This is a genomic window from Pseudoalteromonas sp. SWXJ133 (assembly GCF_015864365.1).
GTDB classification, from domain to species: Bacteria; Pseudomonadota; Gammaproteobacteria; order Enterobacterales; family Alteromonadaceae; genus Pseudoalteromonas; species Pseudoalteromonas arctica.
This window is the reverse complement of sequence record NZ_JADYXJ010000005.1, coordinates 17718-30516: the sequence shown is the minus strand read 5'-3', so window position 1 is coordinate 30516 and position 12799 is coordinate 17718. Positions and strand designations below refer to the sequence as shown.

General features: G+C 37.6%; 8 protein-coding genes. 1 reads left to right on the top strand and 7 read right to left on the bottom strand.

Going from position 1 to position 12799, the window contains the following annotated elements:
• Window positions 1-324 precede the first annotated feature (324 nt).
• On the bottom strand, window positions 325-1491 hold the full coding sequence (locus I6F40_RS05185) for an aldo/keto reductase (RefSeq protein WP_197139434.1): 1167 nt from the start codon (window positions 1489-1491) through the stop codon (window positions 325-327).
• 351 nt (window positions 1492-1842) lie between these two features.
• Window positions 1843-3081, bottom strand: coding sequence for an NADH:flavin oxidoreductase/NADH oxidase family protein (locus I6F40_RS05180; RefSeq protein WP_197192584.1), 1239 nt, complete (start codon window positions 3079-3081; stop codon window positions 1843-1845).
• A 100-nt stretch (window positions 3082-3181) separates the two neighbouring features.
• Here I6F40_RS05180 and I6F40_RS05175 point away from each other — a divergent pair, with 100 nt between their 5' ends.
• Window positions 3182-3589: a MerR family transcriptional regulator gene (locus I6F40_RS05175; protein ID WP_101163560.1), complete on the top strand. Its 408-nt coding sequence runs from the start codon at window positions 3182-3184 to the stop codon at window positions 3587-3589.
• Between the two features lie 399 nt (window positions 3590-3988).
• Here I6F40_RS05175 and I6F40_RS05170 read toward each other — a convergent pair whose 3' ends face one another.
• The 5 genes from I6F40_RS05170 to I6F40_RS05150 all read right to left on the bottom strand — a co-directional run bounded on the left by I6F40_RS05170 (window position 3989) and on the right by I6F40_RS05150 (window position 12374).
• A complete protein-coding gene (locus tag I6F40_RS05170; RefSeq protein ID WP_007583678.1) occupies window positions 3989-4180 on the bottom strand; it encodes a DUF3185 family protein in 192 nt (63 codons plus the stop codon).
• A gap of 61 nt (window positions 4181-4241) precedes the next feature.
• Window positions 4242-5708, bottom strand: a complete 1467-nt coding sequence (rmuC, locus tag I6F40_RS05165; RefSeq protein WP_121954823.1) for a DNA recombination protein RmuC — start codon at window positions 5706-5708, stop codon at window positions 4242-4244.
• Window positions 5709-6584: 876 nt separating this feature from the next.
• The gene (locus I6F40_RS05160; RefSeq protein ID WP_010552907.1) at window positions 6585-9731 is read right to left on the bottom strand and encodes a DEAD/DEAH box helicase; all 3147 of its coding nucleotides are present in this window, start codon (window positions 9729-9731) and stop codon (window positions 6585-6587) included.
• A gap of 426 nt (window positions 9732-10157) precedes the next feature.
• Window positions 10158-11120, bottom strand: a complete 963-nt coding sequence (locus tag I6F40_RS05155) for a transcriptional regulator (RefSeq protein ID WP_010552908.1) — start codon at window positions 11118-11120, stop codon at window positions 10158-10160.
• Window positions 11121-11135: 15 nt separating this feature from the next.
• The gene (locus tag I6F40_RS05150) at window positions 11136-12374 is read right to left on the bottom strand and encodes an AAA family ATPase (RefSeq protein WP_166376676.1); all 1239 of its coding nucleotides are present in this window, start codon (window positions 12372-12374) and stop codon (window positions 11136-11138) included.
• Window positions 12375-12799 lie beyond the last annotated feature (425 nt).

Sequence of the window (12799 nt, the reverse complement as noted above, 5' to 3'; positions counted from 1 at the left end):
TACTATTTGTACTATTTACCGGCTAACTGTAATGGGGGTTTACAGTAACTTTTTGCTTTATATATTTAGCCCTTTCAATATGTTCCACACGCTCTCACCACTAGGATGAAGCGCAGCATGATACCGATACGCGTAATATGTAATAGGCACGTAATAATGCTTTTGACTACCTAATAACTAAGTTTAAAAACTTCGTTTTTAAACGCCAGCAAGCTGCGCTTATACAAATGCCCAACAATCAATGTACTTACTACTAAGCGTTGCTTAAAAATAAACCACACTGACTATAACGAGGTGTGCCAAGCAAATGGCACACCTATTTTGTTATGTGGGTATGGGGGCGTTTTCTGCAATAAGCTGTTTAGATTTCAATTCACTCCAAAATTCGCTTGGTATGGTAACTTTCATTGAGGCTACATTAGCTTTAATTTGCTCTGCCGTGCGTGCGCCAGGAATAATTGAGGATACCGTTGAAGGTGCCTCTGCGAATTGCAGTGCAGCTGTTTTAATATCAATCCCATGTTTAGATGCAATGTCGCTTATTGCATTAAACTTTTGCTGCATAGGCCCAGGAATTTTAGGTGAATAATTAAAGCGGTTACGACCGGCTAAAAAACCACCATTAAGCGGAGCACCAATGACTGCTGAAACACCTCGTTTATCAAGCATAGGAAAGGTTTTATCAAGTGCCTGCTTATGATCTAAAATTGAATATTGCAGCGCTAGTAAGCAAATATCAGGGTCTGACATATCAAGCGCTTTATAAATAGCATGAGGTGTATTTACTCCAAAACCCCAGCCTTTAATTATTCCTTCATCACGCATTTTAGTTAACTCAGGAATAGCCCCTTTTGCAGCCTGATCAAAATACTTAAGCCAATCATCTCCCATATCACTATTTTGCGGTGATAAATCGTGAATATAAACAATATCAAGTGAGGCGACACCAATACGATGTAACGTGTCTTCTATTGAACGACGCGTACCTGATGCAGAGTAATCATATTTATAATGAAAAGGTGAGTGATCAGCCCAATGCCAACTATTTTCTAGAGGCTCTGCTGAAGGGGTAAGAAGGCGACCTACTTTTGAGGATAAAACATAATCTTCACGCTTTTTGTTTCGAAGTAAATCACCGAAGCGCCTTTCACTTAAACTCAAGCCGTAAAAAGGTGACGTATCAAAATGACGAATACCAGAATCCCATGCTGCATTTAGCATTGTTAAAATTTCTGCATCGCTTGATATAGTATTAAAGCCATTCCCAGCGGCAAGACCGCCTAAGCCCATTCTTGATTCAGGCCGGTAATGCTTAGCGTTAGTAACATCGTTTGTGGGCAGAGCAGCGCTTTTATCTATTGATCCTTTAGTTTGCATAACACTGCCGTTAGACATTTTTACTTTTAATTGTTCAGCCAAAGCTGAAGCACTAAAAATAGAGCCTAAACTTAAAGCAGCGCCTGCTTTAATAAAATTTCTGCGAGATACCATGTAACTATTCTCCTTGAGTAAGGTTAAATATCTACGCTATAAACTAGTATAAATACCAACCAAACTCAAGCGAGAGGAAAGCAATAAATGTCAATACTTTCAATAAGATGGTTAAATTAACAAACGCTGAACGCGCACTTTAATTAACATTTTAGAATGATTATTTTCTTTACTCGTACAGTACTTTAATATGCACAAAATAGTGCACTTTAATAGCTTGATAAAAAAGCAAACTTCCAAATTGGTGCACGCCTTAATACTCATTTACACAACATAAAAATGGTTACATTTATTCAAGTGTAAAAATTAGTAAACAAAACCGGAATACATAAAAAGAGTGAATACCAAAGCTTAGTTAATCTCACTAGCAAAGCGATTGCGGTAACGCTTAGTTAATTTAACCGAGCGTAGCTGGTCGCTAATCAAAGTAAATATTGGTGAAGCGTTTGTTTTTACAGATTTGCCTTGGCCTAAACGGCGTATTTGCCTTTTTACCAGTGCCATAGTGGCAAGCCCTGCAAGGGTTTTATCTTGCCAAGTAACACTGGGTAATACGGCTAGTTGCAGTGGCTCATTTTGCCATTTGTTTGGTAAATTTGGTTGGTATGCAAGCGCAGTGGCAATACCCACGAGGGCCACTCCACTTTCAATCACGTTGTTGGCAATAGATAAGCGACTAATGCCGCCGGTGGTCATTATTGGGATTGATGAGCGGTGGCTAATCGCTTTTGCAAACTCTAAAAAGTATGCTTCGCGGGCAAGTGTGCGTTCGTCACCTGTTTTACCTTGCATGGCAGGGGCTTCGTAGCTACCACCCGAAAGCTCTACAAAATCAACATTGAGTTCATTCAATAAATCCACTACAACTTGCGCGTCACTGGGTTCGAACCCACCACGTTGAAAATCTGCAGAGTTTAACTTTACTGAAACCGAAAAGGTCGGGGAACAAACCGCTTTAATACTGCGGGTTATTTCGAGAAGTAAACGGGCTCTATTTTGTAAACTTCCCCCCCATTTATCGTCGCGCTTATTGGTAAGTGGCGATAAAAACTGGGCAAGTAAATAGCCATGCGCTGCATGTATTTGTACGCCATTAAAACCGGCTTTTTCGGCTAGTAGTGCAGTTTGTGTAAAACGGGTAATAACATCGTCAATGTCGGTTTGAGTCATTGCCTTTGGTACGCCAAATAAGTGCGAGTGCTTACCCATATTAAGTGCAACACTTGACGCTGATAGAGCCTTTCCACCCATTTTTTTAAATACTTGCCTACCAGGGTGATTAATTTGCATCACCACTTTGCAATTATTTTGCTTTGATAAACGAGCAAGCTCGGCAAAGGCTGTAATATCGGTACTTTGCTCAAGCACAAGGCCACCTGGGCCTGTCATCGCTAAATGATCAACCATTACATTGCCGGTAATAATTAGCCCTGTACCGCCTTTAGCCCATGCGCTATAAACGTTTTTAAGTGCTTGGGAGGGTGTTTGGTCCTCTTGTGCTAGGTTTTCTTCCATAGCGGCTTTGGCAATACGATTTTTTAATACTAAACCACTTGGCAAGGTAAAGGAGGTAAACACAGGGTTGCGCATAATTATTGGCTAATTAAATTGACATTAAAACAACTATAACCTTAAAGTTAGCTTGAAGGTCAACCTACTAAGTTTATGTAAAGTGGAGTTATTATTAGTTATGAAAATAGGCGAACTTGCAAAACTTACCAACATACCTGCCAGCACTATTCGTTTTTACGAAAGCAAAGGGTTATTAACACCAACCACTCGCAGTGCTAATGGTTATAGGCTGTACACCCAACAAAACTTGGAAAAACTGCAATTAATTAAATTTTCACAAAGCTTGGGTTTTTCACTCAACGAAATACCTTTATTACGTAACGAAAACGGCGAGCTAAACCACACAATAATAATCGAGCGTTTAGAAAAAAAACAAAAAGAAGCTGACATTTTGATTGAGCAAATGCAGAAAAAGTCACAGCGTATTGGCAGTTTAACTGCGTTACTAAACTCTTATTGGGATAAAGGCGAATGCCTACCAGAAAGTAAATTAAATGAATTACTAGAAGTGATGGATTACAAATAAACTAATACAGCTTATTCAGGGCCTGTTTATCTTTTGAGGTTAAATTTGCAGCAGACTGTTTGGTATTTAGGCAAGGCAGAGTCTATGTAGTGTGGTTATTCCCCATAAACAGACGATAACGTAGTATAAATGCCAAACATGCGCTGCCCGAAGGGTTCTGCCTAGGGGCAATTTACTCTTTGTTGCCTACATGGATGTAGGTAAGGGGCGAGAGCAGGACGCGGAAGCTTTGCTCGGTTTTTACTTATTATTACATGGATGTAAGCCATTAGAATAACGCAGGAGCAGTTATCGAGCCCACTAAATTACAAACCTCGCGCCGCGATTAAATAGCCCCTAGATTGAACAAATTTTATCCTGAGAGGTCAACAAGCCCCAGTAAGCTGTATTTTATTTATGTTACTTAAGCTTTTTAATGCCAATTAACACACAGATGGCACCGCCAATAATACCCGCCCATGCTTCTATTGGTGTATCACCACTAAATGCACGGCTTAGCTGCGAAGCCGCCGCATCATACACGTCATATCCCCACATAATTAAAGCGATACCTATAACGATTAAAACAATACCTATAATCTTATTATTCATAAACACCTCTGGTTTCTAACGTACATTATTTAACATACTTAATTGAAAACACTTAATAAATCTAATCAAGCTCTAGCTGCGCACGTTCAACGCTCTCACTAGGTAACTCTTTTTGTACCGATACACCAAGCTCTTTAAACTCTGATGCTTGTTTAATTAAATTACCTTTACCGCGGTATAATTGCGAGAACGCTTTGTCGTAACTTTCTTTCGCTTTATCAAGCTGCTTACCTACGCCTTCCATACTTAATAAAAAACCATTGAGCTTGTTATAAAAACGCTCAGCGCGATTTGCCAGCTCTTTTGAGTATTTGGTTTGCTCTTCAAAACGCCAAAGCTGTTTAACAATATTTAAACTAGTAAGCAAGGTAGTAGGTGTAGCTACCAGTATATTTTTTTCGATTGCTTGTTGGTAAATATCACTTTGATATTTAAGTGCTTCTACAAAAGCTGATTCTATTGGTACAAACATAACCACAACTTCAGGCGAATTAAGCCCTGGTAAACGGTCGTACGATTTACTCGCAAGCTCATTAATACGTGCTGTAACGGCGCTTACATGCTCTTTAATTGCTTGATTAGCATCTAGCTCATTTTCAGCGTTCACATAGCGTGTATAAGCATTTAATGATGTTTTAGCATCAATGACTAAGTGGCGACCTTGTGGTAAGTAAACAACTACATCAGGGCGCAAGCGGCCATCTTCAGTGTTAAACGACACTTCGCGCTTATAATCAACGCCAGCACGTAAGCCAGCGCTATCTAAGACGTTTTCGAGCATGAGTTCGCCCCAATTACCTTGGGTTTTCTTTTGCCCTTGTAACGCGTTGCTGAGCTTGTCGGCTTGATCTGTTATAGCTTGGCTTTTAGCTTGCAAATGCAATAGCTCGGTTTTAAGCGCGGTTCGTTGTTTTATGTCTTCAACATGTATTGATTCCATTTTTTCTCTAAAGCCTTTTAGCTCGCCTTGAACCGGTTTTAATAATTGTTCAATGCTTTCTTGATTTAAGGTTTTAAAGCTTTGTGATTTTTCTTCTAGAATCTTATTGGCTAGGTTTTCAAATTCTTTTTTGAGCATATTTTTACTTTGCTCAATTTGCGCGAGTTGCTCGGTAAAGCTTTGTTGTTTTTGCTCGAGGGTGGTGCGCATATTATTATATTCAACATCGCGTTGATTATATTGCTCACGAAGCGCTGCAAGCTCGCCTTCGGCTTTACGCCAAAAGTGATTGTATTGAATGCTTTGTTTTTCTTGTTCGCTAAAACGCGTTTTAAAATGCTGGGCTTCATCGCGCTGTTCTTGGTGAGTATGTTCTAGCAGTTCGTGATCTTCTTGCAAGGCGCTATATTGCAGCTCTTTATTATCAAATTGATTTTGTAATAGGGAAAGCTGTTGCTGCTGTTCGCTTATTTGTAGATGTAGCTTTTTGCGAAGCTGTGTTGATACAACGCCGTAAAATACAACGCCTAACGCAACACCAGCACCGGCGCTTAGCCAATCAATATTAGTGAGTACTTGAGTGAGCATAAAATAAACTTATAAAATTTAGAGACATGCCATCATAACCAATAACAAGCAATAGAAGTAGGGGAGCAAAGAAATTACAGACATAAAAAAACCAGCTCAAAATAAGCTGGTCAAATATTACTAAATTAAGTAATCAAAGGGAAAATCAACATGTGCCCGAGTAAGCTGTAACTTAAATACATAATCACCAAAATAACTAATATTACTGGGTGAGGCTATATAACAACAGGCATTAGAGTAGACCGGAAAACAAAATAATTAATTCAAATTAATTTACGAAAGATCATTTATTTTTATTCGGGTTGATTTAAACAAATCAAATTATGGGCATAAAAAAAGCCAGTTCAAAATGAACTGGCTTAATCATTACTAAAATTAGTAATCAAATAGGGGGAAATCAACATAAAACCTGTATTAACTGCAATTAATCAACAAGCATAATAGTAGACGCCGCTCTTTGAATTAAGTTCATAAAAAGATCAAAACTTTTAAAATAAAATTGAATGCTAAATTTAGGCATAAAAAAAGCCAACTCAAAATGGGCTGGCTCAATCATTACTAAAATTAGTAACTAAATCGGGGGAATCAACATGAAAACTTGTATTAACTGCAATTAATCAACAAGCATAATAGTAGACGCCATTTTTTAAATTAAGTTCATAAAAAAGTAAAAACTTTTAAAATAAGTGCCGAACGCTAAATTTTAGGCATAAAAAAAGCCAACTCAAAATGGGCTGGCTTAATCATTACTAAAATTAGTAACTAAATGGGGAATCAACATGATGCTTGTGCTAACTGCAATTAACCAACAAGCATAATAGTAGACGTCCGCTTTTTAATTAAGTTCATAAAAAGATCAAAACTTTTTAAATCAATTTAGTTTTTAATTAGCGATAACATTTGTTGTTCATCAAACTTTGTAAAGCTCATTGATTTATCAGTAAATAACGCATCTACAAGGGCTTGTTTGTCTTGTTGCATTTTAAATACTTTTTGCTCTATTGAATTACTCATTATGAGCTTATACACAAATACAGGGTTAGTTTGGCCAATACGGTAAGCTCTATCAGTCGCTTGCTTTTCTACTGCAGGATTCCACCATGGATCAAAGTGAATAACTGTATCGGCTTGTGTTAGGTTAAGGCCTGTACCGCCGGCTTTTAAGCTAATTAAAAACACAGATGTTTTACCACTGGTAAACTCGTCGATTACTTTATCTCGGTGGCGCGTTTGGCCCGTAAGCATACTAAAGTTAATGTTTATTTCTTCGAGGCGTTGGGCTATTAAATCGAGTGCTGATGTGAACTGACTAAATATAATAATCTTACGACCGAGACTTAACATAAGCGGTAAGTGTGTTGTTAACCATTCAAGCTTAGCGGAGCCTGCTTGAGTGTCTGGATCTATTAATTTAGGGTGGCAACAAATTTGCCTTAACTTTAAAAGTGCCTCTAAAAATGCAAGTTTACTTTTTTGTGCGCCTTGTTCGGCAAATAAGTCTATTAGCTTCTCTTCTAATGAACGTGTAATACCTTGATACATTTCTTTTTGCTTAGGCTCAAACTCAAACTCTTTAGTTAGCTCTGTTTTTTCAGGCAGCTCTTGCGCTACTTGTGCTTTAGTGCGGCGCATTATAAAGGGCATAATTAACGCTTTTAACTGCTCAGCTCTCTCCATATCAGCTTCACGCTCAATAGGCGTTTGAAAGTGCTGCTTAAAGTGGGCTTGAGACCCAAGTAACGATGGCATAGCAAAATCGAGTAACGATTTAAGCTCAAGTAAATTATTCTCGATTGGAGTACCACTTAAACAAAGTTTAAAGTCGGCATTTAAGCGTTTAACTAATCGCGAAACCTGTGCGGTATCGTTTTTAATGTATTGTGCTTCGTCGAGGATTATATTTTCAAAATATAATGGTGAATAATATGCAATATCACGCTTTAAAAGTGGATATGTAGTAAGTATACACTGCGCTTGCGCTAAGTGCTGTAAAGGATCGTTACGATTTGAACCAAAAATAGTGGTGACTTTTAAGCTTTTAGCAAACTTAATAATTTCGTTTTTCCAGTTACTCACCAAACTAGTTGGACACACTATTAGTGTAGGGCCCGCTTGCGGGCGGTTAAACGTACTGGCTAAAAATGCAATAACTTGCAAAGTTTTACCCAGGCCCATGTCATCAGCTAAAATACCACCTAATTGGTGACGTTTTAAAAAGCTAAGCCAGTCAACACCTTGCTGTTGGTACTCACGAAGTGTTACTGAGTCATTTAAGCCATGTAATGAAACCTTAGTAATTGCTTTATCGGGACTATTTAGCTCTTGTAAGTATAGCTCTAATGAGTCGTCGTGAAGCTCTACGTTTATAGCAGTGTGCTTTACTAATTCAGGTAAATACGAAAGAGGAATATTAAATTCGTCACGTGTTTTTACAAATTCAAAACGCTCTTTAAATTCATTTAATAAGTTAATTGCTGACTTATTAATAACCCCAAATTCACGACCAAGCGGATAGTAGTAAAATAGTTCACTTTGGCGATTTAATGACTGATATAGCGGGTCAGTATTAGTAAACAACAGCGATGCCTTAGCATCACATAGCAATACTTTGCAGTGCATTTGATGCCCTGCTGCGCGGTGTACATGTAAACTAACTTCACACTGCGGATTAGGACTCGTTACTTTACTTACACTTACTTGCCAACCGCGTTGCTTAAAGCCAGGGAATACTTCGTATATTAGCCAATGCAAATGGATTGAAGACTGCTTTGTAAATACCAGTTCACTTTGTAAACCCCCTTTACAAAATTCAAATCCTAAGTTAATTAGCTCGTTAGTTACAGTATTTTCAAATGCACTATTAATCGTACTTGCAGGTGCAGCACCTGCTAAATAGTTTTTATTTTTATACTTAAATAACAACGAAAGAGATAAACCTTGATCGCCCATAGTTACTTTTAAAACAGCATTACTAGAGATTTTAGGCAATGTTGGCTGTAAATTAGTAGGGTGGGGTATTACACCTGCACCAAAGTTATCGGCAAGCTGCTTGTATATTCTATCAAAATTAGCGTCATGCAAAGCAGGCATAGTTTGTAAATGTGCTATTTCGTCTGCACTCAATGGGGTGCGAAGACGGCCCGCTTTTAAATGATCTAAATCGAGGTAAGTAGGTGGTGTTGTTTTTAATAAAGCCCAGTTTTGTGTTTGCTCAAGCTTAATAACTAATTGTGAGAGATCTTTATCTTGCTCCCAACTAAAACTTAATGCTTGGCCAGATTGCGCTTTAATTGGCACTCGAGAACGCTGGAAAAACAGGCGTTCTGTAGCTATCAACTGTTGTAAGGCACTAAAACCCCACTGGCCTTTTAGCTCAATACTCCCAACTGCATTTTGTGAGCGTATCCAACTAAATAATCTAAAATCACTTTCGAGTAAGTCACTCGGCGTTACAAAACTATTTAACTGCTGCTCGGTCAGGTTTCGACCTAGCGTGTAATTCTTTTTAGTCTCAACATTCGCTATTTTAGGTGTTAAGAATACTTTGTTATTTTCAATATCTAATACAAATAATAATACTTGCGATGGCGTATTTTGATCACCACTTTTAAGTGCGCTTAATTCGCTAAACCAGTCATTAATAAAGTAATCTTCGCCATATTCACCAGAGTGCTCTATTTTGAGCTTAAATAAAATAGCAGCTAAGTGTCGGCATTTAGTTTTTGCATTACACGTACAATGCGTATCAACAGAATAACCAGTTGGTACTTTACTGATCTCAATACGTTGATTAAACGATGATCCATTATCCACTTGTACAGTAGAGTCGACTACAGAAAAATTAGGGGTGTGTTCTAGCCAAGTGATTTGACCTTTCTTGTAATATTCTTTGCCTTTATCTAAAACATTTTCACGGAAAAGTTTTTTAATAAAGCGTTCAGACAGAGGAAACTGGGTAGCCTGCTCATTTTTAATTTCTTCAAAAATAGCCATTAAATCATTTTTTGATAAGTTAGCAGACATGTCACTCTAAGCATTAAATTTTAAAAATAATCCTGCCAGTATATGCCTTATGTGCTCTGAGCTAAAGCACTATTAACAAGATATAAACTGGTTGGAGCTGATAACTTAGTAAAAAATCGGTTTGTAAGTAAAAATAAGCATCCAATTTTACAAAATAATATTTAAAACAACTGCAATGGTAGAAGTTACATATAGTTAGAAACATAAAAGTAGGCATTACAGATCACGATTTTACTAACAATAATAATAAATGAAGGAATGTAGCTAAAAAGAGGAGATTAGTTAGTAAAAAAGTGATCTTGAAGAAGGAATATGATTATTTAAAGAGGAAATAGGCCAGTAAAGATCAGATTTTTACTAACAAAACAATCTGCCAGATCACTATTTAACTAAGTAAATATGCCTGACAGATCATTATTTAACTAACTAATTAAAGGCACTTAATAACTTAGTTAATTGCTCTAAGCGCTTGTCTGTCATTACTTTATTATCAATTTTGATAGAGACATCACCGCTTTTTAAATTGCGTTGTACCGATATAAAGTTATTTTCTAGTACAGCTTCGCGCTTAACAGCTACTTGTGGCTCTGAAGTTAGGCATTTAGTGATCGCCATTGCACGCTTGTCGTCGCTTGTAATCGCATTTAACTCTTCATCACTAGCAAGGGCACTAACAAGTTGATTAAACGCCTCTTCGTCTCGCTCCTTTGCGCTAACAAGCTTTTTAGCCACTTCGCGACCTACGTGATTAGCAGTAGGGTAAAGCGCAATAACATCAGCAGGAATTTGCTCATAAGCTTTAATTGCATCTGCAATTGCAGTATGCGATACACCTTCTATCGCGGCAATCTCTCTATAAGATCCTTTTTTACCTTGCTCAATAAGCTCATTTTTAGTTTGTTGGTATGCTTGGCCAAGCTCCCATAAACTAGGAGCAATGTATTGATCTGAAGATACCGCTAAAATTTTTGCATCTTGATCAGTAAAATCGCTTGAACTAAGTACTAAATAATCTGCGTTACCTAAAATACAGGCCATACGACGACGTGAACCTGCCAGAACTAAACTTTTGTCACCTTGATCCCAAAGTAGGGCAGGATGTTGATTTCGGCCATCTTCACGAATTGCAGGAAGAATGTCTGATACTGACTTTTCGTTTAGAAGTGCCTGTACACGACGATTTTTGCCATATACACCAGTGGTAGATTCAATATCAGCATGTGCGATCACTTTACAAACAAGCGTAATTTGACGAGCAGGGTCGCTCGGTGCAGGCATTCTAATTACATCGCCAGCATTCGCTTGTTCTAGTAATGCATCAAGGCTACTACTGCCTACAGCAGTTGCGAATGGATCTAAGCGGGTGTCATTTTTACGTTTTTTAGCCATTTTTATTTAACATCCTTACTTAGGGGTATTGAGTGTTGATTGAGTTGACTGCCAATTTGAACGAATAAGCATTTCTAGCTCATCGACCACATCTTTAATATTTTCTTGAGCGCGCATTAATGACTCACGACTTGCTAAGCTGTCTGACGCTTTTTGATCAAAAATAGTGTTGAAAGACGATGAACTAGCGGTAATCGCGGAGCTGTGATTGATTGGGTAGCTCATTACTTGGCGACCAAATGCACTACGAACATCTTTAACGATATCGCGCTGTGAGTGATTACCTTTCACATAGTTGGTCACTAAAAATTGCATAAAATCCCAGCCCTCATGGCCAAGTGCTGCAACTGTATGGTAAATCTCACCTAGTCGTTTTAAATATTTGTTATTAGCATCAAAATCTACAGCTTCCGGATGAACAGGAATAAGCATCGCTGTAGAGGCCATTAATGCATTATAAAACATAAAGTTAAGGGTAGGTGCTGTGTCAATTAAGATAATATCAAACTCGTCTTTAACGGGATCAATTACTTTCTCAAGTAACTTATGGTAGTGGCGAGTTTGTTCATAATTAGAGGTATCTTTGAGCAATGTTGCTGTTTCGTGCTCAAAGTAAAAGTCATCCATACCCGATGGTAGTACACGAATATTTGGTATATGCGTTGGTAAAAATGAGTTAGACACAAATTCAGGCCATGTTTCACCCTCGTCTAAATCTATACAATCGCGCATTAAATCACCGACAGTAATCGGCTCGTGCTCACTTGAAGGAAAAAAGCTTGAGGATGAACCTTGTGGATCTAAATCAATAATACCAATGCGATAACGTTTTATATTTGTAGTTGCTAAGGCTGCTGCAATATTAACCATGCTAGTTGTTTTACCACAACCGCCTTTGAGGGAGTTAATAACAATAACTTGCAGTTTGTCATCACCAGTACGGTGATCTGGTTTAATGTCCATAATATCGGCCATAGCAAAAATATTTACTAATGTGTAAGCATAGTGACCGTTAGCACCGCGTTTTATGTTTAAATCATCGAAGTCGCCATTATCATGACGTCTTTTTAAAGTACGATTATTACAACCTAATAAATCAGCAGCTGCTTTTTGCGTATACGTTCTTAATTCTTTTTCTTCTGATTTAAGATGGGCACGGTAGTGCTGAATACGTCCTTCTAATGATTTTTCAGCAACTTCAGCTGTGGCTTTCAAAAGCCGATAGGTACTTAATGCGTTATTGTTGATAGACATACTTTCTTCCTCAAAGTTAGGCAGTTAGTATAATGTCCATTCAAATAGCTGTAAACAACTATTTAAGACGACATGCATTTTAAGAACAAGACATCTAAAAATATTTTTACACCTTTAATATTGCTTAGTATAAATAAAGAAGTATAAAGGTGGTTAAATATATAAGGTAATAAAGGTTAAGGGTGTAAAAATAACACATAACATTATGATTTATATGAATAATTTTTAAAAAAACAGATCAGGTTTATACTTGGTTAAGATCAGATCTTTATCTACCTGCGGATCAGCTTTTTACTAAGGTCTATTTTAAATATAGAGTTATGCACAGGTTACGCATGAAGTTATGAACAAAAAGAGCCCTGCAGATCAGTTTTTTACTAAGTAAATTATAAAGTTATGCACTAGTCGCAACATAAAAATACGCT